The organism is Sulfurivermis sp. (assembly GCF_059410345.1).
In genome coordinates, this window is sequence record NZ_JBLJDO010000018.1 from 19,533 (window position 1) to 42,909 (window position 23,377).

The 23,377-nt window shown below is 64.2% G+C and carries 16 protein-coding genes; 6 read left to right on the forward strand and 10 right to left on the reverse strand.

Features of this window, described 5'->3' with window-relative positions; translation table 11 throughout:
• Positions 1-40: 40 nt before the first annotated feature.
• The gene (locus tag ACMV8A_RS12540) at positions 41-1,183 is read left to right on the forward strand and encodes an adenylate kinase (protein ID WP_495326192.1); all 1,143 of its coding nucleotides are present in this window, start codon (positions 41-43) and stop codon (positions 1,181-1,183) included.
• 221 nt (positions 1,184-1,404) lie between these two features.
• Here ACMV8A_RS12540 and ACMV8A_RS12545 read toward each other — a convergent pair whose 3' ends face one another.
• The 7 genes from ACMV8A_RS12545 to ACMV8A_RS12575 form a co-directional block, all read right to left on the reverse strand.
• Positions 1,405-1,608 carry an acetyltransferase gene (locus ACMV8A_RS12545; RefSeq protein ID WP_495326193.1) on the reverse strand — a complete coding sequence of 68 codons (204 nt, stop codon included), beginning with the start codon at positions 1,606-1,608 and terminating at the stop codon, positions 1,405-1,407.
• Between the two features lie 136 nt (positions 1,609-1,744).
• Positions 1,745-2,254 (reverse strand): GlcG/HbpS family heme-binding protein, encoded by a 510-nt coding sequence (locus ACMV8A_RS12550; protein ID WP_495326194.1) that lies wholly within the window; start codon positions 2,252-2,254, stop codon positions 1,745-1,747.
• 80 nt (positions 2,255-2,334) lie between these two features.
• The gene (locus ACMV8A_RS12555) at positions 2,335-6,183 is read right to left on the reverse strand and encodes a DUF3683 domain-containing protein (RefSeq protein WP_495326195.1); all 3,849 of its coding nucleotides are present in this window, start codon (positions 6,181-6,183) and stop codon (positions 2,335-2,337) included.
• Between the two features lie 127 nt (positions 6,184-6,310).
• Complete coding sequence (locus tag ACMV8A_RS12560) at positions 6,311-6,772, reverse strand: C40 family peptidase (protein ID WP_495326196.1); 462 nt, start codon at positions 6,770-6,772, stop codon at positions 6,311-6,313.
• A 727-nt stretch (positions 6,773-7,499) separates the two neighbouring features.
• On the reverse strand, positions 7,500-9,374 hold the full coding sequence (locus ACMV8A_RS12565; protein ID WP_495326197.1) for a peptidase U32 family protein: 1,875 nt from the start codon (positions 9,372-9,374) through the stop codon (positions 7,500-7,502).
• Complete coding sequence (locus tag ACMV8A_RS12570; protein ID WP_495326198.1) at positions 9,371-12,190, reverse strand: EAL domain-containing protein; 2,820 nt, start codon at positions 12,188-12,190, stop codon at positions 9,371-9,373. The genes ACMV8A_RS12565 and ACMV8A_RS12570 overlap by 4 nt, the downstream gene beginning before the upstream one ends.
• A gap of 4 nt (positions 12,191-12,194) precedes the next feature.
• Positions 12,195-13,109 carry a phosphate/phosphite/phosphonate ABC transporter substrate-binding protein gene (locus ACMV8A_RS12575; RefSeq protein WP_495326199.1) on the reverse strand — a complete coding sequence of 305 codons (915 nt, stop codon included), beginning with the start codon at positions 13,107-13,109 and terminating at the stop codon, positions 12,195-12,197.
• A gap of 170 nt (positions 13,110-13,279) precedes the next feature.
• Here ACMV8A_RS12575 and ACMV8A_RS12580 point away from each other — a divergent pair, with 170 nt between their 5' ends.
• Positions 13,280-13,672, forward strand: a complete 393-nt coding sequence (locus ACMV8A_RS12580) for a YkgJ family cysteine cluster protein (protein WP_495326200.1) — start codon at positions 13,280-13,282, stop codon at positions 13,670-13,672.
• On the opposite strand, the gene ACMV8A_RS12585 is transcribed toward ACMV8A_RS12580, so the two are convergent.
• Positions 13,669-13,860: a cysteine-rich CWC family protein gene (locus tag ACMV8A_RS12585; RefSeq protein ID WP_495326201.1), complete on the reverse strand. Its 192-nt coding sequence runs from the start codon at positions 13,858-13,860 to the stop codon at positions 13,669-13,671. The two genes, ACMV8A_RS12580 and ACMV8A_RS12585, sit on opposite strands and share 4 nt — an antisense overlap.
• A 5-nt stretch (positions 13,861-13,865) precedes the next feature.
• Entirely contained in the window at positions 13,866-14,306 is a 441-nt protein-coding gene (locus ACMV8A_RS12590; protein WP_495326202.1) for a YcgN family cysteine cluster protein, read from the reverse strand.
• A 121-nt stretch (positions 14,307-14,427) separates the two neighbouring features.
• Between ACMV8A_RS12590 and ACMV8A_RS12595 the strand changes: the two genes are divergently transcribed.
• From ACMV8A_RS12595 to ACMV8A_RS12605, 3 genes are read left to right on the forward strand one after another with little or no spacing between them, the layout of a single operon-like run.
• A complete protein-coding gene (locus ACMV8A_RS12595) occupies positions 14,428-15,753 on the forward strand; it encodes a hemolysin family protein (RefSeq protein ID WP_495326203.1) in 1,326 nt (441 codons plus the stop codon).
• 35 nt (positions 15,754-15,788) lie between these two features.
• A complete protein-coding gene (locus tag ACMV8A_RS12600) occupies positions 15,789-19,055 on the forward strand; it encodes a response regulator (RefSeq protein ID WP_495326204.1) in 3,267 nt (1,088 codons plus the stop codon).
• On the forward strand, positions 19,052-21,664 hold the full coding sequence (locus ACMV8A_RS12605) for an EAL domain-containing protein (RefSeq protein ID WP_495326205.1): 2,613 nt from the start codon (positions 19,052-19,054) through the stop codon (positions 21,662-21,664). The genes ACMV8A_RS12600 and ACMV8A_RS12605 overlap by 4 nt, the downstream gene beginning before the upstream one ends.
• 173 nt (positions 21,665-21,837) lie before the next feature.
• Here ACMV8A_RS12605 and ACMV8A_RS12610 read toward each other — a convergent pair whose 3' ends face one another.
• Complete coding sequence (locus ACMV8A_RS12610) at positions 21,838-22,764, reverse strand: GGDEF domain-containing protein (protein WP_495326206.1); 927 nt, start codon at positions 22,762-22,764, stop codon at positions 21,838-21,840.
• Between the two features lie 224 nt (positions 22,765-22,988).
• Here ACMV8A_RS12610 and ACMV8A_RS12615 point away from each other — a divergent pair, with 224 nt between their 5' ends.
• Positions 22,989-23,312, forward strand: a complete 324-nt coding sequence (locus ACMV8A_RS12615) for a hypothetical protein (RefSeq protein WP_495326207.1) — start codon at positions 22,989-22,991, stop codon at positions 23,310-23,312.
• The last annotated feature ends 65 nt before the right edge of the window (positions 23,313-23,377 follow it).

Here is a 23,377-nt window from a genome sequence, read left to right on the forward strand (position 1 = left end):
TATAACTGCCGCTTAAGAGTCACCTGACAGAGAGGGATACATGAGAATCGTATTGTTGGGGGCGCCCGGATCGGGCAAGGGTACACAGGCCAAACTGCTGGTCGACAAATATCACGTTCCACAAATTTCCACCGGTGATCTGCTGCGTGCGGCGGTAGCCGCCAACTCCCCCCTCGGCCAACGCGCCAAGGCGGCGATGGAAGCAGGTCAGCTGGTATCGGACGACATCGTCCTCGGCATCATCGAGGAACGCCTGTCGCAGCCGGACGCCAAGCGGGGCTTCATCCTCGATGGCTTCCCGCGCAACATCCCCCAGGCCGAGTCCCTGGACAGCATGCTGTCCAAGCTGGGGATGCCCATCGAGTCCGCACTGCTCATCGATGTCGATTTCGACATCCTGCTGCAGCGTCTGACCGGCCGCCGCACCTGTGAATCCTGCGGCCAGATGTACAACATCTACACCACGCCACCCCGTCTGGAGGATCGCTGCGACAAGTGCGGCGGCAACCTGCGCCACCGCGCCGACGACAACGAGGAAACCATCGGCAATCGCCTGCGTGTTTACGAAGCGCAGACGGCACCGCTGATTGAGTACTTCCGTCGGCAAGGGAAACTCCATACAATCAACGGCATCGGCGAGATCAACGAGATCTTCGATGCGATTATCGGAACCTTGAAAACCTCAACCAAGCACAAGGGGGAAAAAACCATGGAAGCAGAGCAGAACGAGGCCAATAAACCGGCAGCCGCCGAGGCCGCCACCAAGAAACCCGCGGCCCGTAAGAAAGCAGCAAAGAAGGCCGCCCCCAAGAAGAAGGCTGCTGCCAAGAAGGCCGCGGCTAAGAAGGCTGCTCCGAAGAAGAAGGCAGCCGCCAAGAAGAAGGCTGCTCCGAAGAAGAAGGTAGCCGCCAAGAAGAAGGCAGTGAAGAAGGCCGTAGCCAAGAAAAAGGCTGCTCCGAAGAAGAAGGTAGCCGCCAAGAAGAAGGCTGCTCCGAAGAAGAAGGCAGCCGCCAAGAAGAAGGCCGCTCCGAAGAAGAAGGTAGCCGCCAAGAAGAAGGCCGCTCCGAAGAAGAAGGCAGCCGCCAAGAAGAAGGCCGCCCCGAAGAAGAAGGTAGCCGCCAAGAAGAAGGCTGCTCCGAAGAAGAAGGCAGCCGCCAAGAAGAAGGCCGCCAAGAAGAAATAATCCTTCTTCCGGCAGCCGCTAAAGAAACGGCCACCCTCGGGTGGCCGTTTTTTTTTCAGGGATGGCCGGGAGCGGCGCTTGGACAGGGGAGCTTATGCCGCGAAGACCGGGGAGAGGGGCGCCTGTTCGGCCATGTTCGCCGGGGGGCCTGCAAGAGGAGAAACTGGAAGCCGGGGGCCGGCACAACCGGCCCCCCGGTAGGGAAACGATACAGCGGTGGCTCAGCGGTAGTTGGGATCGACCCAGCAGCGGGGCAAGGCCTCGCCGGACGGGAACAGCAGCTCCGCCTTGGCAAAATTGGCCGGATCCTGCAGCTCTTCACCGGCATGGAACCGTCCCGCCACCTGCTTGCGGTAAGGATCGGCGAGGGACTTCATATCCAGAACCTCCACCAAATCGCCGCTGGCTGCATGCTTCAGGTACATGGCTGCTCCTTTCGTTGTGCGGCACCTGCCGCTGTCGGATCGATATCGCCGAAACCGCAGGCACCCACTGCATGGACAAAGGGGCACCTGATACGGCGCATTCGCCGAGAGGACTCGGCACCTACGAAGCGCGGCGTCAGAACGCCCCCATCTCCAGATCGGCGGTGATGCTCTCCAGGCCGATACGGGCACAGCGCTCGTCCTGCTCGCCGGTGGGCGCACCGCTGACGCCGACACCGCCGAGGATCATGCCGCCTGCCGTGATGGGCAGCCCACCGGCGCTGAATACCAGCCCTTCCACCTTACCCACCGAGAAGGGCTTGGTAAAGCGGTCTTCCATCGCCGAAGTGGGGCTGTTGAAAGACATGGCGGTGTAGGCCTTTTGCCGACTGATCACCAGGGTCAGGTCCGGCGCCAGCACGTCGCGCAGCACCACCTGGGGGTGACCGCCGCGATCCATTACCGTTACACCGATCTGTACACCTTCCTTGCGGCACTGGGCGATGGCGGCCTGGGCCAGCTTGAGCGCCATCTCCATGGACAGACGCTTGATGTTGACCACCGGCTCCTCGGCCGCAGCAGGAGCGGCAACGCCCACCGCCAGGACGCTCGCCAGGGTAATGCCGCACAGCTTGTTCTTGTTCATGGACTCCTCCTCGTTATTAAAGGCAGATTCAAGTTACAAGATACAAGATACAACGGGTTCGTGCCGTATTCCTTCTGTCGTTACAGGAGCACACGCTCGATACCACCGTTCTGGGCCTGGTCGATGAAGCGGCGTTGCCAGTCTTCGCCGTGCAGCTGCCGCACCAGCTCCACCACGATATAGCCCGCCTCGGCGCCGGTGTCGTCGCGGTAGCGTGACAGCCCCTGCTGGCAGGCCGGGCAGGAGGTAAGGATCTTCACCTCACCGCTCGCGCCGTCCTTGCCGGTGAGCTGGCGCACCCCCTTGAGCAGTTCCTCCTGCTTGCGGAAGCGCACCTGGCTGGCGATGTCGGGCCGGCTGATGGCGAAGGTGCCGGCCTCACCGCAGCAGCGGTCGGACAGCAGCACCTCCTGACCCAGCAGCGTTGAGGCCACCTTCAGCGGGTTGTGGCGCTTCATCGGCGTATGGCAGGGATCGTGATAGAGGAACTGCCTGCCCGGCACGCCATCCAGCTTCACCCCCTTCTCCATCAGGTACTCATGGATGTCGAGCAGGCGGCAGCCGGGGAATATCTCGCTGAAACGGTAGGTCTGCAGCTGATCCATGCAGGTGCCGCAGGAGACGATCACCGTCTTGATGTCCATGTAGTTGAGGGTGTTGGCGACGCGATGGAACAGCACCTGGTTGTCGGTGGAGATGCGCTTGCCGCGCGCCGCGTCGCCCGCCGAGGTCTGCGGGTAGCCGCAGCACAGATAGCCCGGCGGCAGCACCACCTGGGCGCCGCTGTGATAGAGCATGGCCAGGGTTGCGAGTCCGACCTCCGAGAACAGACGCTCGGAGCCGCAACCGGGGAAATAGAACACCGCATCGGAGTCTTCGCTCACTCGTACCGGATCGCGCAGGATCGGCACCGTCTTGGCGTCCTCCACCCCGAGCAGGGCACGCATCGGCTGCGCCGGCACGCTGGCCGGCATCGGCTTCTTGACGAAGTTCACCACCTGGGCGCGCACCGTCATCGGTCCGGTGGTGCCCTGCGGGCGGCCGCGGCCGAGCAGGCCGAAACGCTTGAACAGGCGGTAGCCGAGGCGCTGCGCGGCATAGCCCCACTCGATCAGCCCCTTGCGCATCAGCTTGATGGTGCTGGGGTCGGTGACGTTGAGAAAGGCCATGGACAAGGCGGTGCCGACACTGCGGCGCTTCTGGCCGCGGGCGCGCAGGATGTTGCGCATCAGGATCGACACGTCGCCGAAGTCGATGTTGACCGGACAGGGATTGGCGCACTTGTGGCACACGGTGCAATGGTCGGCCACGTCGTTCATTTCGTCGAAGTGGCGCACCGAAATACCGCGCCGGGTCTGCTCCTCGTAGAGAAAGGCCTCGATGATGAGACCGGTGGCGAGGATCTTGTTACGCGGCGAGTACAGCAGATTGGCGCGCGGCACGTGGGTGTTGCACACCGGCTTGCACTTGCCGCAGCGCAGGCAGTCCTTGACCATGGTGTTGAGCTGATCCAGCTCGCTCGCCTCCAGGATCAGCGCCTCCTGCTGCAGCAGGCGCAGCGACGGGGTGTAGGCGTTGTCGAGGCCGGCGCCGGCCAGCAGCTTGCCGCGGTTGAAACGGCCGTCCGGGTCCACCGCCTGCTTGTAGCCGGCAAAGGCATCGACGGTATCCTGGTGCAGGAACTGGAACTTGGTGATGCCGATGCCGTGTTCACCGGAGATGACGCCGCCGAGGGACTCGGCCAGGGCCATGATGCGTTCCACCACCCGCTCCGCCTCCTGCAACATGGCGTAGTCGTTGGAGTGCACCGGGATGTTGGTGTGCACGTTGCCATCGCCCGCATGCATGTGGGTGGCGACGAACAGGCGGCTGGCGCGGATGCGGCCGTGGATGGCATCGAGCCGCTCGCGCACTGGCGCCATGTCGCGGCCGGTGAAGATCTCCTTCAGCGGCCGTTCCACCTCGCGGCGGTAGGAGATGCGCAGCTCACGCCGCTGCATCAGGTTGAACAGGCTGTCGCCCTCGGCCACCCGCGGCAGCAGCTCGCTACCCACCAGGGCGGGATGTTCCAGCGCCGGCGCGTCGAGGTTGGCCAGGGTCGCCTGCCAGCGCCCCTGTACCGCCAGCAGCAGCTCGCGCGCTGCCTGTTTCTTGCCGGCAACGATGGCGTCGTTCTCGGCGCTGGCCTCATAGTCCGGTGCCGTCTCCAGCTCCGGCCACTCGCCGGCCAGGTAGTCCAGCACGGCGTCGATCATGCGCAGCTTGTTCTGCGTCGACTGCTCGATGTTGATGCGCTCGATGCCCTCACTGTATTCGCCCAGCTTCTCCAGCGGGATCACCACGTCCTCGTTGATCTTGAAGGCGTTGGTGTGGGCGGCGATGGCGGCGGTGCGGGCGCGATCCTGCCAGAAGCGGTGGCGCGCCTCCGGACTCACCGCAATGAAGCCCTCGGCCTCGCGCGCGTTGGCCATGCGCACCACCATGGAGGCCGCCTCGGCCACGGCGTTCTCGTCGTCGCCGGCAATGTCCGCCAGCAACACCATCTTGGGCAGCTCCTTGCGCGGCGCCTTGGTGCTGTACTTCACGGCGCGCACATAACGCTCGTCCAGGTGCTCCAGGCCGGCCAGCACCACATTGGGCAGGGCGTCCAGATAATCCTTGGTCTCGACGATGGCCGGCACCGCCTGGCGCAGGTCGGCGCCGAAGAATTCCAGGCACACGGTGCGGATGTGCGCCGGCATGCGGTGTACCACGAAGCGCGCCGAAGTGATCAGGCCGTCGCAGCCCTCCTTCTGCACGCCGGGCAGGCCGCCGAGGAACTTATTGGTGACGTCCTTGCCCAGGCCCGATTTACGCAGCTCGGCGCCGGGGATGCGCAGGGTCTGCGCCTCACCCACCGGCGTCGTGCCGTCCGGCTCGAAACGGCGCACGCGGAACTCGGCGTAGTCCTGCTCGTGGATCTTGCCCAGGTTGTGATTGAGGCGTTCCACCTCGATCCAGTCCGCATCGGGGGTGACCATGCGCCACCAGGCCAGGTTGTCCAGGGTCGTGCCCCACAGCACCGCCTTCTTGCCGCCGGCGTTCATGGCGATGTTGCCGCCGATGCAGGAGGCATCCTGCGAGGTGGGATCGACGGCGAACACATAGCCGGCCGCCTCTGCCCGCTCCGCCACGCGCCGCGTCACCACGCCGGCCTCGACGAACAGGGTCGGCACCTGGTGCGCCACGCCAGGCAGCCCGGTCAGCTCCACCTCGTCCATGCGCAGCAGCTTCTCGGTGTTGATTACCGCCGAGTCGGCATGTAGCGGCACGGCGCCGCCGGTATAGCCGGTGCCGCCACCGCGGGGGATCACGGTGAGCCCCAGCTCGATGCAGGTCTTGACGATACCGGCCACTTCGCGCTCGCTATCCGGCGTGATCACCACGAAGGGATACTCCACGCGCCAGTCGGAGGCGTCAGTGACGTGGGACACGCGCGCCAGGCCGTCGAACTGGATGTTGTCCTTGCGCGTCACGCGGGCGAGGCGGCGCTGCACCTGGCGGCGGCGCTCGGCCTGATTGGACAGCCAGCTTTCGAATTCGCGCACTGCGGCGCGCGCGGCCTCGGCCAGTTGCAGTGCCAGCTCGTTGCCGCCGGCACGGGCGACGATCTGATCCAGACGGTGGTGCAGGGCATGGGCCAGGGAATCCCAGCGCTTGCTGTTTTCGATCAGATCATCCTGGATGAAGGGATTGCGGGTGATGACCCACATATCGCCCAACACCTCGAACAGCATGCGGGCGGAACGGCCGGTGACGCGCTCGGCGCGCAGGCGGTTCAACACCTGCCACATCTCCTCGCCGAGGAAGCGAATGATGATCTCGCGGTCGGAGAAGGAGGTGTAGTTGTAGGGAATTTCGCGTATGCGGGCGGGGGTATCGCTGCTCATCGGGACCGGCCGTGGGTAAGCTCAGGCAAGGGCGAAGTGTAGCATGGGGGGTATCCGCCGATGAACCGTCACCGTAACCCTGACCGCCATGCGGTCACTCAGTGTGGCCCGGCAAATACGCCCAATCTCAGAACCGCCCGACCTTGACCAGGCGTTTGCTCCAGTAGTCGTTGGACAAGGAAGCGTACTCCACCTGCTTGCCGCCGGAGGGGGCATGGACGAAGCGACTGTTGCCCAGATAGATGCCGACGTGGGACGGCTTGCCGTCGATGTGGAAGAACAGCAGATCGCCCGGTGCCCGCTGCGCCGCCGGTACGGCACGCGTCGCCGCGTACTGCCCCTCGGTACTGCGCGGCACCGTGCGCCCGGCCTGGCCATAGGAATACTGCACCAGCCCGCTGCAATCGAAACCGCGCGGGGTATTGCCGCCGTAGCGATAGGGCTTGCCCACCATCTGCTGCGCCACGGCCACCGCCCGCGGCATGGCCGCCGGCTCGGGTGCCCGTTGTGCCGCCGGTTGCGCCGGCGGATGCAGGGAACCACACCCGGTCAGCAGGGCCAGGGACAGAACGGCGAGCAGTCGGGGCATGGGGTGGCCTCGTGGATGCGGGGATTTCAGGGAGGATAGCGCATTGTGGGGGTGAGCTCACCAATGGCGCTTGTTTGGATGGGTTGGAGTGATGGGGTTTGTTGCGCTGGCGCGCGATTTAATTGGGTCGGAGTTCCGCCCCCGTACGACGTGTTACTTTCTTTTGTCTCGCCAAAAGAAACTAACGAAAGAAAAGGCGACCCGACTCCCGCGCCGCTATCGCGGTTCCCTGCGCTTCTCGCCCGAATCGGCGCTCGCCTACGCGCCTTCCTGGCGCGAAGGCGAGGACAGGCCATCCCTGGCCTGTCCCCTGCGGGCTTAATCCGATTCGGGCTGCGATGCTCGGCGCGGCAGACGGGGGGGAAGTCAAAACCAAAAAACAGGTGTGCGCTGTGCGCACACCCCGCAGCGCGATGCCGTCAGGCGAGCCTGTTTTAAATCCCCTTTGTCTCGCCGAGCAACGCAGTCCGGAGCGGAACAGCCCGCAGGGGGCGCGCCATGGATGGCGCGCATTCCTCCGCCAGCATAGGGATGTGCTGTCGGAGGAACCCGCTCCGGGCGAGTAGCGCAGGGAACCGCGATAGCGGCGAGACATCGGGGCGGCCTTTCTTTTGGTTACTTTTCTTTGGCCGTTCAAAGAAAAGTAACCCGCGCGCGGGGCGGCTCCCCGCACCCAATCAATCCGCGCGCAGCGCACCTTAACAACAGCGTAAAACAGCGCTGTGCGCTATCCCCTCTTCAAACTCCCCAACACCACCTTCTGCGGCTTCAGCCGCCCCATCACATGCATCTCGCAGCGCTTGCAGTCGAACTCCAGGCGCAGATTCTCGCCGGCGCTGATCAGGGTCATTGGCTCGGGCCGGATGCCCTTCACCTGCTTGGGGCAGAGGTTGAAGCTGTAGCGCACGCAGTGCTTGGTGATCATCAGCGACACCTCGCCGCGCTCCTGGTTGGCCTCGTAGGCATCGGCGATGAGGCTGACGCCGTGGCGGGCGTAGAAGTCGCGGGCGCGCTGGTTGTAGACGTTGCCCAGGTAGCTCAATTCGGTCTGCGGATAGGCCGGCGGCGGCTCCACCGCGGCAGCACGTGCCGGGCGCCGATAGGCGGCGCGGCGCGCCGCCTCCAGTTGCTCCACTGCATCGCGGCGCACCGCATTGAGGGCGCCCACCGGAATGAACCATGGCGCCGAGAGGTCCAGCGCGATGTCCTCCGCCGTAAAGATCGTGTTGCCCAGCTTGCCCAGCTGCTCGCGCAGGCTGGCTTCGGCGCGCGCGGCGTTCTGCGCCGGTTCATGCGGCTGGGCCAGTTCCACGCTGGCCGTGATACCCTCCTCGTCGATCAGGCTCAGGGCAAAGCCGCCGGCTGTCTCGGCGAGGCGCATCTGTACGCGAATGCGGCGCTCGGCGGACTTTTTCTCCAGCTGCCGCTCGAACGCCTGGTCCCGGTTGCGGCACAACGTATCGCCCACCGCGGGCAGGCGCTCTTTTTCCGCCGGAAACAGGCGGCGGCCCTCGACGCGATTGATGCGCACGCCCACCAGTTCATGCTTGGCGTCGTACCAGGTGAGGCCATCGCCATTATGCAGCGCCACCTCGCTCTCCACCTCGAACCAGTCCGCGCCGACGCGCGTGGCGGTGCCGATGGGTTCGCCGGCGAATTTGGGGCTGTCCAGCGCCAACAGGTCCTGGTGCCGCTCCTGCGCGAAGTAATCGGTGAAGCCGCGGTTGAAGCTCTTCTCCGGCTGCGGCTGGAAGAAGAAGGTGCAGCGCCCGGCCGAGGCAGCGCGATAGTGCGGCACCTCGTCGATGATCTCGTCCAGCAGGGTGCGGTAGTGGGCGGTTATGTTCTTGACGTAGGACAGGTCCTTGAGGCGGCCCTCGATCTTGAACGAGCTGATGCCGGCCTCGGCCAGGGCGCGCAGGTTGGCGCTCTGGTTATTGTCCTTGGGCGACAGCACATGGCGGTCGCGCACCACGATCGCACCGGAACTGTCGGCCACGGTAAACGGCAGACGGCACATCTGCGAACATTCGCCGCGGTTGGCGCTGCGTCCGGTCTGGGCATGACTGACGTAACATTGGCCGCTGTAGCTGACGCACAGCGCGCCATGCACGAAGAACTCCAGCTCTGCCGTGGTGGCCTGCGCAATCTCGCGGATCTGCGGCAGCGACAGCTCGCGCGCCAGCACCACACGGGTGAAGCCCACCTGCTCCAGGAAGTGCGCCTTGGCGGCGGTGCGGTTGTCGGCCTGGGTACTGGCGTGCAGGGCGATGGGAGGCAGATCCAGCTCCAGCAGGCCCATGTCCTGGATGATCAGGGCATCGGTGCCGGCCTCGTACACCTGCCAGGCGATCTGCCGCGCCGGCTCCAGCTCATCATCCTGCAAAATGGTATTGAGGGCGACGAATACCTGGGCCGAGTAACGGTGCGCATAGGCCGCCAGCTGTTCGATGTCTGCGATGGCATTTCCCGCCGCGGCACGTGCGCCGAAGGACGGCCCGCCGATATACACCGCATCGGCGCCGTGATTGATCGCCTCACAACCAAACTCGGCGTTCTTGGCCGGGGCCAGCAGCTCCAGCCGGTGGCGGGCTGGATTCATCGCCTGCGCTCCCGCATGAACTGGGTGGCGCGCTCCATGGGCAGGGGATGGCTGAACAGATAGCCCTGCGCCTCGTCGCAGCCCTCGGCCAGCATGAAGGCGCGCTGCTCCTCGGTCTCGATGCCTTCGGCGATGGTGGTCAGTTCCAGGCTGCGGCCGAGGGCGATGACAGCACGTGCGATGGCCACGTCGTCCGCGTCTGCGGGGATGCCGCGCACAAAGGACTGGTCGATCTTCAGCTTGGAAATGGGCAACTGCTTGAGATAGGCCAGCGATGAATAACCGGTGCCGAAGTCGTCGATGGACAGTTCGAAGCCCATGGCACGCAATTCACCGAGCAACTGGATCGATTGTTCCGGGTTCTTCATCACGAAACCTTCCGTGACCTCCAGCTCGATCCAGGCCGGATCGCAGCCGGACTCCTTCAGGACGCCGCGGATCACCTCCAATAGGTCGCGCTGGTACAACTGCTTGCCGGATAGATTCACCGCGATGCGGCCATTGAGCAGCCCCTGTTCGTGCCAGGTGCGCGCCTGGCTGAAAGCCTCGCGCAACACCCAGACACCGAGGGGAATGATCAGGCCGGACTCCTCCGCCACCGGAATGAAACGGCCCGGCGCAATCATCCCCCCCTCGGGCAGCTTCCAGCGGATCAACGCCTCCAGGCCCAGCACGGCACCGCTGCGCAGGTCGAACTGCGGCTGGTAATACAGCACGAACTCATCGTTGCGCAGGGCGTTGCGCAGATTGGTCTCCATCAAGATGCGGTCGTAGGCCTTTTCGGTCATGTCCTCGGTGTAGAAGTGGAAGGCGTTGCGCCCCTGCTCCTTGGCCTTGAACATCGCCGTGTCGGCGTTGCGCAGCAGGGTCTCGGCATCCTGGCCGTCGCTGGGATACAGGCTGATGCCGATACTGGTGGTGACATACAGCTCGCGCATATCGATATGCAGCGGCTCCTGCGTCACATGGATCAGCTTCTGCGCGATCTGCGACACGTTTTCTACCGACTGGACGGCCTCCAGAATGACGGTGAACTCGTCACCGCCAAGACGCGCCACCGAATCCTCTTCGCGCACCACTGAGAGAAAGCGCCGCGCCACCTGTTGCAGCACCAGGTCACCTACAGCATGGCCGAGGCTGTCGTTGATCTGTTTGAACTCATCCAGGTCGACAAACAACACCGCCAACTGCTCGCGCCGCCGCCGCGCCTTGAGTAGCGACTGCTCCAGACGATCACGGAACAGCACGCGATTGGGCAGCCCGGTGAGCGAATCGTAGTGGGCCAGGCGATCCAGATGCTGCTGTTTCTGCTCCAGCTCGACATGGGTCAGGTGGCGCTCGGTGACATCCTGCACCGTGCCAAAGGAGTGCAGCGCCTTGCCGAAGGTATCGAAGGTGGTCTCACACTGCTCCTCCACATACTTGATGCGGCCATCCCGCATCAGCAGGCGATGTTCCAGCTTGTAGGGCCGCCGCGTGCGCAGCGAGTCGCGGTAGGCTTGATCGACCATCTCACGGTCTTCCGGATGGATGGCGGCAAGAAAGCCGTCGTAACTGGGGGTGACATCGTCGGGGTCAATCTCGAAGATGCGATAGACCTCCCGCGTCCAGGTCAACCGATTGGCAATCAGGTCCAGATCCCACGAGCCGATGCGGGCGATACGCTGCGCGTCCTCCAGCATCTGCTGGCTGCGCCGCAACTGCTCATCCGCCTGATAGCGCGCGGTGATATCGCGACTGATGCCGAGCACGCCCATGGCGGTGTCGTGCGAGCCGTAGGGTGTCTTCAGCGTATCCACCAGCACGCGCCGGCCATCGGGGTAGGTGATCCACTCCTCGTTGCTACGGCGCTGCCCCGACTCCAGCATCTTGCGGTCATTGTTGCGGAAGAACTCCGCCACCTCGGCGTCGAACAGCTCGAAGTCGGTTTTGCCGACAATCTCCTTATCGGTCCGGCCGACAAACTCGGCGAAGGCGTTGTTGCAGCCAAGATAGACGCCGTTGCTGTCCTTGAAAAAGATCAGATCGGGCGAGGTGTCAAGAATGGAGCGCAGCAGGGCATTGCTGTTGGCCACCTCCGTTTCGCGTGTATTCAGGGTCGTCACCATGCGGCCAAACACATTGGCCAGACGCCCCAGCTCGTCGACGCGATCGAGGGTGAAGTCCACATTACGTTCGCCCCGGCGCACCCGCTCGGCCTGGGCGCTCAGGGCGCGCACGCCGCCGGTCAGGCCACGCGCCATGAACCAGGCAAACGCTGAACCGATGAGGATCGCCACCAGGGTATAAATCAGGCCATCATAGGTGACCTGTGTCAGGTTCTTGGCGATCTCGCCGCGGCTCAGGCCGACGCGCGCCCAACCGATATGGATATCGTTACTGAAAATGGGGGCTGCCGCGTCGCTGAAATCCACGCGATTGATGAGCAGGTGCGGTGCCGGCACAGCCTCCAGCAGGGTCTGGCTCACCGCATCGGACAGATACTGGCCCACCACGCTGCGATCGGTATAGGCCAGCACCCGGTTGTCGAGGTCCACGAACATCGCATAGCGCACACCCGGGTAGCTGTATTGCGCCGCGATCAGTTCTTCCATGCCGACGACGTCATTGGCCAGCACCCAGGAGGTGCCGTTCGCCGCCAGCGTGGTCGCCAAACTGAGCGCCTGCTTCTCGCTCTGGGTACTGAGAAAGGCCCGCTCGCGTCCCACCAGATCGAACACGAATACCGTCATCAATACCGCATGCACCAACGCGATACCCAGCATCAGCTGGCGCGTGATGGAGGCAGTAAATATTCGGTGCAGATATCGCAACATGGTCCTACTCGACCGGCCTGACTTCGGCGCTGAAGCGGGCGATGAACTCCTGCACCGGCTGATAGGTGGCATCGTCGGCCGGCTCGAAGCGGGACAGGCCGATGCGCGCCAGGATGGCGCGGCCATCCTCCGTCTGGTGCAGCGTGAACAACACGCGGCCCACCTGCGCCACGACTTCCGCCGGCACCTCGGGCAGCACCACCAGCCCATTGTTGGGCAGCGACTCGGTCTGCCATTTGATCTCCAGCGCCTCCAGCAGCTCGGGCCGCTCACGGCTAAGCGCCTTCCACGGCGGCGGCCAGGTGGCGCCGGCGGCGACATCGCCCAGATACACGTTCATGATGGACGACTCCTGCGAGCCTACATAACGGTTGTCGACGTCACGCATCACATCGAGGCCGTGGCTGTGCAGGTAATACTGCGGCAACATGGTGGCGGCCAGTGCGGTGGGGGCCGGATAGCTCACCGCCTTGCCGCGCAGGTCGGACACCTTCTGGATACCGCTGTCCTTGCGCACCAGGATGATGCCGCGGAAATTTTCGTCATCCCCCATCTTGCCGAACACGCGATAACCCTGCTTCACGGCATTGATGGTCTGATAGGGGTTGGGCAGGGCGAAATGGAACTGGCGGGCATAGAGCTTTTCGTCGTAGGCGGCATAGTTGCGCGAGGCCTCCAGGCGGAAGCGGGCGCCAGCTATGTTCTGGCTCAAATAGGCCATCAACGGGCCGAACACCTCATGCAGCCGTTGCGGATTGTGCAAGGGGTGCACGCCGAACACGTACACGGCCTCGGTCGAGGTGGCAACCGGAGAAAAAGTAGGGGCGTACTCCGGCCCGTCGCCGGCATGGCAGGCACTCAGCACCCAAACGGCGAGGGTGCACAAACCGGCCGCCAGAATGCGGAGGGGGTAACTCATAGTGGATGGGGTTTCCTGGTGGAACGCTTGCGCTGGTGACCTGCCAGTCCCGGGCAGGCACGACACGCATATGGTGTAATGACGGGAAGTATACGGGAAGGCCGCCGTCACGGCTAATTTCCGCGCTCCTGCGCTATAATCCCGCCCCTTTCCGCCGCCCTGCCTGACCCATGAGCAAACCCCTTCCCGGCGCCGACCCCGAACGGCTCGCCACCTGGCACAAATACCGCAACGGCCTGTGCAACGACTGCCGCGCCACCTGCTGCACGCTGCCGGCCGAGGCGCAGATCGCCGACCTGGTGCGCATGGGGGTGGTGGATGCCTTCGAGGCGGAGGAACCGCTCAAACCGATAGCGCGGCGCCTGGAGAAGGCCGGCCTCATCGAGCACTTCAACTTCAAGAGCGGACTGTTCACCCTAGCGCGCCGCGCCAGCGGCGACTGCATCCACCTCGATGCCGTCACCCGCCGCTGCACCATCTACGACCGCCGCCCCGATACCTGCCGCAACCACCCGCGCATCGGGCCGCGCCCGGGCTATTGCGCCTACATACCAGTCACCTAGGCGTCGCACTCCGCGCCCAGGGCCGCCAGACACACCTGGCACAGGCAATCGTCATACCGCGCGGCGATGTAGTCCCGTTGCACCGGCGTCAAGATCACGTCCTGGCACTGGCACAGCAACACCGTTCCGCTCTTGCATTCGAATTCCGCCCCGCAGCGGGGACATTGCTTCCACTCGTGCTCAGGCATGGCCGTCACGGCGGGTCGATGATGTAGTCTTCCAGATCGTCCGGGTCGGGCACCGCCGCCAGCGGCAGCGCATAACTCCGCACCGACACTCCGGCCCGATGGACACTCTCAGGATCACCACTCAGCAAGGGATGCCATGATGGCAGCGGCAGGCCGGCGCGGCGCAACCGATAGGCACAACTCTCCGGCAGATAATCCAGCGCAGCAATATTGGCCGGCGTGATCACCGCGCATTCCGGCTCCACCTGCGCCCGCTCGGCATAGGCGGTGCAGCGGCAGGACTCGAGATCGAGGCGGGCACAGGCGATGCGGGTGTAATACACCTCGCCGGTGTCCTCGTCCTCCAGCTTGTGCAGACAACAACGGCCGCAGCCGTCGCACAACTGCTCCCACTCCGCAGCGGTCAGCTGATCGAGAGGGCGTTGCCAAAAGGGAAGGATGGTCATGGCGCCATTCTACCTGCTCCGGCTGCCGCCGGGTCGGCTTCCACCACCCCGGCGGCGAACATAACAACAAACCGGAGATAACACGTAGAATAGCGTCGCCCACCCCAACGGAGGTGTCGCCATGAGCGCCCTTTGGATCCTCGCCTTCCTCATCGTCTTGTCCGGTTGTTTTTCCCTGGCCGAAATGGCCCTCGCCTCCGCCCGCCGCTCGCGCCTCACGCAAATGGCGGAAGAAGGCGATACTGGCGCCGGCGCCGCCATTGCCATCAAGGATCAGCCCAGCCGCCTGCTGGCCGCTACCCAGACCGGCATCACCGCCGCCGCGCTGCTGATGGGCATCTACGGCGAATCGGCCCTCTCCGCCTCCATCGAGCAGGCCATTGCCGCCACCCTGCCGCTGCTGGCGGGCTGGAGTACAGGCATCTCCTTTACCATCACCATCATCATCGTCACTGCCGTTTCCATCGTGCTGGGCGAAATCGTGCCCAAGCGCATCGCCATCGCCCATCCCGAAAAAGTGGCCGCCGCCTGTGCCCCGGCCATGGCGCTGTTCATCCGCCTGCTCTCGCCCGCCATCCACTTCCTGTCCTGGTCAGCGGATCGCATCCTGGCCCTGCTGCCGATACGCTCCGCACCCGCCGTCACCAGCGTGGAAGATATCCTCGCCTATATCGACGAGGGTGAGCGCTCCGGCACCATCGCGCCGGAAGAAAGCCTGCTGGTCGGCAACGTGCTGCGGCTGGACGATCGCCGCCTGGCTGCCATCATGACACCCATCGCCGATGTCGCCTGGCTCAATCTGACCGCCCCGCGCGAAGACAACCTGCGTGTGCTGCGTGAGGCGCCGCACTCGCAGCTACCCGTATGCAAGGGGGACATACAGCAAGTCATCGGCATCGCCGAGAGCCATGACATCCTGCAGGCCGCCATCGCCGGCGACATCAACTTCGCAGAGATTCCGCTGGCCCAACCGCTGTATGTGCCGGCCACACTCACCCTGTTCGATCTGCTGCGCACCTTCCGCCAGCAGAAGACCACCATCGCCCTGGTGGTCAGCGAGTTCGGCCATACCGAAGGCATCGTCACCGTCGACGATCTGATGCTGTCGCTGGTGGGCGACATGATGCCCATGGCCGACAGTCCGGAAGAAACGCTCGCCGTGCGCCGCCCCGATGGCTCCTGGCTACTCGACGGCCTGCTCGCCATCGATGAAATGAAGGACAAGCTGGAGATCGACAGCGTGCCGCACGAAGAGCTAGGCAACTTCCACACCGTCGGTGGCTTCGTGCTCGCCGCTCTGGGCCGCATCCCGCGCAAGGCCGAGCGCTTTTCCTGGGAAGGCTGGGACTTCGAGGTGGTGGATGTGGATCGCAACCGCGTCGATCAGGTGCTCGCCACGCGGCAGGCGCCGACATTATCTCCAGCCGGATCACACGACGGGCCATAAATGGCGCTATATTGACGGTATATAGGAAATAACAAATGCCGTCAGCCATGGAACGCTCCCGACTACTCTCGCTACTGGCCACCGCCGCCATCATTGGCGCACTGCTCTTCGCCGCCGCGCTGTCGCTGCGCGGCACCAACGGCGGCGCGGCGCGGGAGATCCGGGTCGGCCTCTACGAGAACGAACCGAAGCTCTATACCGCGGCCAATGGCCGCCCGGCCGGCCTGTTTGTCGAGCTGCTCAATCAGATGGCGCGCGACGAGGGCTGGCAGCTGCGCTATGTCCCCTGCGACTGGTCACAGTGCCTGGATATGCTGCAGCAGGGCCACATCGATCTCATGCCCGATGTGGCCTTCTCCGTGGAGCGCAGCCGGCAATACGACTTTCATACCGCCTCCGTCGCCAGTAGCTGGTCGCAGATCTACGTCACCCCCCACAGCAAGGTGTTCTCCCTGGCCGATCTGGCGGGCAAGCGCATCGCCATGCTGCAGGGTGGCATCCAGATGGCCTTCTTCGCCCAACTCATGGCAGCGTCCGATTATCCCTATCAACCGGTATTGGTGACATCACTGGAACAAGCATACACTGCCGTGGTGGCAGGCGAGGCCGACGCGGTGGTGACCAACAGCTTCTTCGCCGCGCGCAACGGCGCCAAATACCAGTTGCAGGAAACCCCCATCGTCTTTCTGCCGAGCAATCTCTATTACGTGACGGCCAAAGGCCACAACACCGACCTGCTGCAACGCATCGACGCCCACCTCAGCGCCTGGCGCACCGATCCGGAGTCGATCTATTTCACCGCCCTGCACCGTGCCATGGCGGCGCGGCCCGAGGTGCTGGTGCCGCACTGGGTACGCTGGTCCTTGTCGGCCCTGGGCGGCGGCCTGCTCCTGCTGTTGCTGCTCAGCCTGCTACTGCGCTGGCAGGTGGCGCAGCGCACCCGCGCCCTGGTGCAGACTACCCGCGAACTGGAGCTGCAACGCGCCAATCTGGAGCGCGAGGTGGCGGCACGCACAGCGGAACTGCGCGCCGCCAAAGAGGAGGCCGAGCGGCTGACACAGGTCAAGAGCGAATTCCTCGCCAACATGAGCCACGAGATCCGCACGCCGATGAACGCCATCCTCGGCATGCTCTACCTGGCCCTCAAGTCTGACCTTGCGCCGCAACTGCGTAATCACCTGAGCAAGGCGCAGAGCGCGGCCCACTCGCTGCTCGGCATCATCAACGACATCCTCGACTTCTCCAAGATCGAGGCCGGCAAACTCACCATCGAACAGGTGGAGTTCGGCCTCGACGCAGTGCTCGAACAGCTAACCAATGCCGTCAGCTATCTCGCCGACCAAAAGGGTATCGAGTTCCTCATCCGCTACGACCCCACCATCCCGCGCCACCTGATCGGCGACCCGTTGCGTCTGGGCCAGATCCTGCTCAACCTATGCAGCAACGCCATCAAGTTCACCGATCAGGGCGAGGTCGAACTGGCATTCCGCAGTCTCAATGCCAGCGAAACCGATATCACCATGCAGATATGCGTGCGCGACTCCGGCATCGGCATGACAGCGGAAGCGCAACAAAAGCTGTTCGAGAAATTCACCCAGGCCGACCAGACCACCACCCGCCGCTTCGGCGGTACCGGCCTGGGACTCGCCATCAGCAAGAACCTGGTGGACTTGATGGGCGGCCGGCTATGGCTGGAAGACTCGCAGCCGGGCAAGGGCTCCACCTTCTGCTTCACCGTGCGCCTGCCCATTGCCCAGCAGGCCCAGGCCCATGCCCGCGAGCTCGTCGAGCAGGCGGGACCACTGCTCAAAGGGGTGCGCGTGCTGGTGGTGGACGACAACGAGGTATCGCGCGACATCCTGGTCGAACTGCTGCGCTACTTCCATCTCGATGTCAGCACCGCTACCGGCGGTCATGCCGCGCTCGCCACGCTGCAATCCAGCAACACCAGGCCCTACGATCTGGTGCTGATGGACTGGCGCATGCCGGGCATGAACGGCGATGAGGTCACCCAACGTATCCACAGCGACAAGAATATCGTTCACAAACCCAAGGTGGTGATGATCACCGCCTACGGCCGCGAGGAGGTCATCCGTCTGGCGGAACAGGCCGGTGTCGACGGCTTCCTAATCAAGCCGGTGTCGCCCTCCACACTGCTGGACACCATCCTGCCGGTGCTCGGTCGCGGCCGTCTGCTCGGCGAACACGCACCGCGCCGCAACGGCAAAGCCCACGCCGCCGACACCGCCCGACTGGCCGGTGCACGTCTGTTGTTGGTGGAGGACAATGAAATCAACCGCGAATTCGCCACCGAACTGCTGCGCAGCGTGGGCATCACGGTCGACGAGGCGATGAACGGCCAGGAGGCGGTCGAGCAGGTGCGGCGGCAAAGCTACGATGCTGTGCTGATGGACATCCAGATGCCGGTGATGGACGGCCTGGAGGCGACACGTCGTATTCGCGCGCTGGGCGCCGAACCGGGCGGGGAACATTACCGCGACCTGCCGGTCATCGCCATGACCGCCCTCGCCATGGCGCAGGATGCCGAACGCAGCGCGGCCGCCGGCATGAACGACCACGTCACCAAGCCCGTCGATCCGGAACAACTGCTCGCCGCGCTGGTGCGCTGGGTGCGCCCGCCGGCGGAGCGCGCTATGCAGACGTCATTGACGGCGGATACCGCACGCAGTGACACACTGCCCAGTGACCTGCGCGCGCTCACCGGCATTGATGCCCAGGAAGGCCTACGCCGCATCGGTGGCAAGGTAGACGCCTACCGCCGCCAGTTGCGGCGCTTCCGCGACCACTACGGTGATGCCATTAACGAACTGCGCCGCCTGTTGCACGAACAGGGTACGCGCCAGGCCGAGGAATACTGCCACTCCCTCAAGGGCGTCAGCGGCAATCTCGGCGCGCAGGCGCTGTACGCGCAGGTTTCCGCCATCGACGACATCCTGAAGCAGAGCCGCGAACCGGACGCAGACACTCTCACCACGGCGGACACACTGCTCGCACAGGTGCTGTGCGATATCGATAGCCTCGGCGCCGCCGAACCGCAGCCGGCCGCCGCGCCGCTGGACGCCGCCGGGCTGCGTCACCTGGTGCAACGTCTGCGCCACGCGCTGGAATACGACCTCGGCGCCGCGGAGCCACTACTGCTTGAGCTGCGTGCCGGCATCACTGGCAGTAGGCTGGAGCAGGATGTTGCCACCATGGCGACGCGGATCGACGTCTTCGATATCGACGATGCGCTGGCTCGCCTGGAGAAAATAGAAGCCGAACTGACGAGGGAAACGTCATGAGCAACGCAATCCACGGCACCGAGGGCGTACGCCCACGCATACTCATCGTCGATGACGTGCACGAGAACGTACATGCACTGATGAACGTGCTGCGCGACGAATACGCCATCCTCGCCGCCACCAGCGGCGACAAGGCCCTCGAGCTGGCACGGCGCGAACCACGGCCCGACCTGATCCTGCTCGACATCAAGATGCCCGGCATGGACGGCTACTCCGTGCTGTCGGCCCTGAAGATTGATCCCACCACCGCCGAAATCCCGGTGATCTTCGTCACTGCGCTGGCCGAGGCCGCGGACGAGGCGCGCGGCCTCGCCCTCGGCGTGGCCGACTACATCACCAAACCGGTCAACCCCGATCTGCTCAAGACGCGCATCCGCAATCAGCTCGAACTGCGCCGCCACCGCCGTCACCCAATCACGTTCGACATCGCGGCGCACAGCGACCCCAATTACAAGCCGGCGCTGCTGGTGGTGGATGACGTCCCGGAAAACATCCACGAACTCATCACCGCGCTGAAGGACGTGTACCGGATCATGGTCGCCAATAACGGCGCCCGGGCGCTGGAGATCGTGCAGGGTGAGAACCCACCCGACCTGGTGCTGCTCGACATCGTCATGCCGGAAATGGACGGTTACGAGGTATGTCGGCGTATCAAGGCCACCCCAGCTGGCAACCGCATCCCTGTGATCTTCGTCACCGTGGTGGACACCACCGAGAACAAGGTGCGCGGCTTCGAACTCGGCGCCGCCGACTACATCACCAAACCCTTCGACATCGACGAGGTGCACGCACGCATCCGCACCCACTTGGAGCTGGCCCGCCTGCGCCACTTCCTGGAAGACCTGGTCGCCCAGCGCACCGCCATGCTGCAGGTGAGCGAGGAAAAATACCGCATCCTCACCTACCGCGACCCCCTCACCAACCTGCCCAACCGCGTACTGTTCACCGAGATGCTCGGCCATGCCCTGACTTACGCCGAACGCAACAACATCGAATTCGCCCTGCTGTTTGTTGACCTCGATCGCTTCGCCACCATCAACGAAAGCCTGGGCCACAACCTGGGCGATCAGGTGCTCATCGAGGCCGGCCGCCGCCTGCAGGAACTGCTGCCGGAGCGCGACTCGATCGCCCGCATCGGCAGCGACGAATTCAACATCATCGTCATGCTCAACGACGACGTCGCCGTCGACCTGCTTGCCCAGCGCATGATCGAAGCGATGGCAGAGCCATTCCTGCTCGGCGGACGGCGCATCTACGTCGGTGCCAGCATCGGCATCGCCATGTACCCCGCCGATGGCCGCGACACCCAGACCCTGCAGAGCAACGCCGACGCCGCGCTGCATCGCGCCAAGATGCAGGGCCGCGGCGTGCTGCGTTTCTTCTCGCCGGAAATGAGCGTCCGCGCCCTGGAGCGCGTGACGCTGGAGGCCGAACTGCGCCACGCCCTGGAGCGGCAGCAGCTGTTACTGCACTACCAGCCGCAGGTGGATCTACTCAACGGCGAGATTGTCGGCTTCGAGGCGCTGGTGCGCTGGCACCATCCGGAACGCGGCATGGTACCGCCGGACAGCTTCATTCCGCTGGCGGAGGACAGCGGCCTGGTGGTTCCGCTCGGCGACTGGGTGCTGGGCGAGGCCTGCCGCCAATTCCAGGCCTGGTCCACCGCGGGACTGGCGCCGCGGCTGATGGCGGTGAACGTCTCCGCCGTGCAGCTCAGCCACGGTCATCTGGTTCAATCGGTACGCATGGCGCTCGCTGCGAGCGGCATGCCCGCGGCGCAACTGGAACTGGAGATCACCGAAAGCTTCCTGATGCTGGACCGCGAAAAGTCCTTCCAGTCGCTGCGCGAACTCAAGGCACTCGGCGTGCGCCTGTCCATCGACGACTTCGGCACCGGCTACTCCTCGCTCAGCTACCTGCAACAACTGGAAGTGCACAAGCTGAAGATCGACATGTCCTTCGTACGCGACATGACCAGCAACAGCGGCAATGCCTCCATCGTCAAGGCCATCATCGTCCTCGGCCACAGCCTCGGCCTGGAGGTCATCGCCGAGGGCGTCGAGGAATTGGGGCAGGCGCGTTATCTGCGCTCCCTGCAATGCGACGTGGCGCAGGGCTATCTGATCAGCCGTCCGATGCCGGCCGACGAGGCCGCCACCTTCATGACCGACTATCAGCCGCCCGTCATGGCCGATGAACAGCAAACCACGCCGACCCTGCTGCTGGTGGACGACGACGCCAATGTCCTCGCCTCACTCAAGCGCCTGCTGCGCCGCGAGAGCTACCACATCCTCACCGCCGGCAATAGCGAGGAGGCCCTTAGCCTGCTGGCACAACACGATGTTGGCGTCCTCATCGTCGATCAGCGCATGCCCGGCATGGGCGGAACCGAACTGCTCGCCCGCGTGCGCACCATCCATCCCCGCACCGTGCGCATGGTGCTGTCCGGCCATACCGCGCTGGACAGCCTGACCGACGCCATCAACCGCGGCGAGATCTACCGCTTCTTCACCAAACCCTGGGACGACGCCGAACTGCTACACGCCATACGCGACGCCTTTCGCCAATACGCACAACACAGCGGCGCGCGCCAAGGAAGCTCTGAATAAGTTCAGAGCTTCCGCGGCACAGGGAGGTGCCGCCATGTTTTAACAACCATAACTCGTTGGAACATGAAGCGAACCGGAAACCACACTTTTCGATTTGCGTGGGTTGAGAAGTCCAGGATGGACTTATTCAGACCTTCCTTAATTTCTTCCTGAATATCGGCGTACTGCGCGGTTCAATTTACATCCGCCAGCCGACAGCAATTGCGACCGCCGCGTTTGGCCTGGTACAAGGCCGCGTCGGCGCGCGATAACAGTTGATCCACGGTCTGACCCGGCGCCAGTTCGGCCACACCAATACTCACCGTAAACGCCGTCGCCTCACCGCTCGGGCCGGCCACCGTCAGCCCGCGCACCATCTCCAGCACGCGCCGCGCCGCCTCCGCCCCGTGCTCCCGGTCAAGCTCCGGCAGCACCACCGCGAATTCCTCGCCACCGATGCGACCGACCACGTCATGCTGCCGCATGCACGCCGTCAGCGCCCGCGCAAACGACTGCAATGTGCGGTCGCCCGTCGGGTGGCCATAACTATCATTGATCCGCTTGAAGTGATCGAGGTCGAGGGTCATCAGGGCCAGCGGCCGGTGATAGCGCTCGGCGCGTCCCACCTCCTCCGCCAATGCCTCAAAGAACGTACGCCGGTTGAGCAACCCGGTCAGCGCGTCGATGCGCGCCAGCTCCAGCAACTGAGCCGTCAACCGCTTGTGGGCGGTGATATCGGTGAAGGTGCGGACGAAGCCGCCATCCGGCAATGGGTCATGGGTCAACACCATCCAACGCGGCTCGCCCTGGATCAGCTGCTCCAGCTCGAAGGTAAACGGCTCGCGCATATCCAGCTCGACCAGCGCCCGTTGCCGCATCGCTTCGTCCTGCCCGGTCGCCCGCGCCCAACTATTGATGATGTCGCGGAAATCGGCCCCAACGACGAAGGTGCCTGGCGGTAGCTTGAAGATCGGCTCGATGGGCTTGTTGAACGCCAGCAGGCGATAGTCGTGCCCCACCACCACGATGCCCTGCGGCACATGGTCGAGCACGATATCCAGAACCGCGGAGCGTTCGGCAAACGCGGACTTGTCATACAGCGGCTGATCGCCGGTTGTCATGGTTCTACGCACCGCAGCAAGGTCATCCGCTGACTGACATGAATGCAGCAAGCCGTCCTGCCCGCCGGCCTGGTGCAGATTATTGTCTGTTCAACGCCGGCTGCCAACCGCCCATGGCATCCAGATACTATTTACCTGCCCATATTGATGGGGTACCCTGCGCCCCACCCATCCAGTACACGCCTTGGCATACCGTTGTGACCGATAACATGATGAATATCCTGATGAAACCGCTGTTTGCCGCCGCCGTGTGTGCCCTGCTCCTGACCGCCTGCGGCACCAACTCCGGCAGCGTCACCCTGGAGACGCTGGTGGAGATGCAAAGCGAGTACAACGGCGAGCGCGTCGCCACCCGTGGCGTGCTGCGCACCTTCGACCATCCGCGCCACTACTGGATCGAGGACGACAGGTTGAACCGCGTCGCCCTGCAGCCGGAAGACCAGCTGCCCCCGCTGGTGGGCCGCACCGTGCGTGTGGTCGGCACCTTCAGCTACAGCCCGTCCACCGGCCGCATCATCACCATCGAGCGCATGGAACTCGAACTCTGAGTCAAACCGTAGAGTGGCTGGAGCGACAACGAGACCAGCCCTATTTTTCGTTGACGTGCTACGCA

Excerpts from the sequence above, each read along its gene's own strand:
- ACMV8A_RS12565 (WP_495326197.1), bottom strand. The coding sequence starts at position 9,374 with ATGAATCCAGCCCGCCACCGGCTGGAGCTGCTGGCCCCGGCCAAGAAC.
- ACMV8A_RS12540 (WP_495326192.1), top strand. The coding sequence starts at position 41 with ATGAGAATCGTATTGTTGGGGGCGCCCGGATCGGGCAAGGGTACACAG.
- ACMV8A_RS12555 (WP_495326195.1), bottom strand. The coding sequence starts at position 6,183 with ATGAGCAGCGATACCCCCGCCCGCATACGCGAAATTCCCTACAACTAC.
- ACMV8A_RS12575 (WP_495326199.1), bottom strand. The coding sequence starts at position 13,109 with ATGAGTTACCCCCTCCGCATTCTGGCGGCCGGTTTGTGCACCCTCGCC.
- ACMV8A_RS12570 (WP_495326198.1), bottom strand. The coding sequence starts at position 12,190 with ATGTTGCGATATCTGCACCGAATATTTACTGCCTCCATCACGCGCCAG.
- ACMV8A_RS12615 (WP_495326207.1), top strand. The coding sequence starts at position 22,989 with ATGAAACCGCTGTTTGCCGCCGCCGTGTGTGCCCTGCTCCTGACCGCC.
- ACMV8A_RS12600 (WP_495326204.1), top strand. The coding sequence starts at position 15,789 with ATGCCGTCAGCCATGGAACGCTCCCGACTACTCTCGCTACTGGCCACC.
- ACMV8A_RS12605 (WP_495326205.1), top strand. The coding sequence starts at position 19,052 with ATGAGCAACGCAATCCACGGCACCGAGGGCGTACGCCCACGCATACTC.
- ACMV8A_RS12585 (WP_495326201.1), bottom strand. The coding sequence starts at position 13,860 with ATGCCTGAGCACGAGTGGAAGCAATGTCCCCGCTGCGGGGCGGAATTC.
- ACMV8A_RS12610 (WP_495326206.1), bottom strand. The coding sequence starts at position 22,764 with ATGACAACCGGCGATCAGCCGCTGTATGACAAGTCCGCGTTTGCCGAA.
- ACMV8A_RS12545 (WP_495326193.1), bottom strand. The coding sequence starts at position 1,608 with ATGTACCTGAAGCATGCAGCCAGCGGCGATTTGGTGGAGGTTCTGGAT.
- ACMV8A_RS12580 (WP_495326200.1), top strand. The coding sequence starts at position 13,280 with ATGAGCAAACCCCTTCCCGGCGCCGACCCCGAACGGCTCGCCACCTGG.
- ACMV8A_RS12550 (WP_495326194.1), bottom strand. The coding sequence starts at position 2,254 with ATGAACAAGAACAAGCTGTGCGGCATTACCCTGGCGAGCGTCCTGGCG.
- ACMV8A_RS12595 (WP_495326203.1), top strand. The coding sequence starts at position 14,428 with ATGAGCGCCCTTTGGATCCTCGCCTTCCTCATCGTCTTGTCCGGTTGT.
- ACMV8A_RS12560 (WP_495326196.1), bottom strand. The coding sequence starts at position 6,772 with ATGCCCCGACTGCTCGCCGTTCTGTCCCTGGCCCTGCTGACCGGGTGT.
- ACMV8A_RS12590 (WP_495326202.1), bottom strand. The coding sequence starts at position 14,306 with ATGACCATCCTTCCCTTTTGGCAACGCCCTCTCGATCAGCTGACCGCT.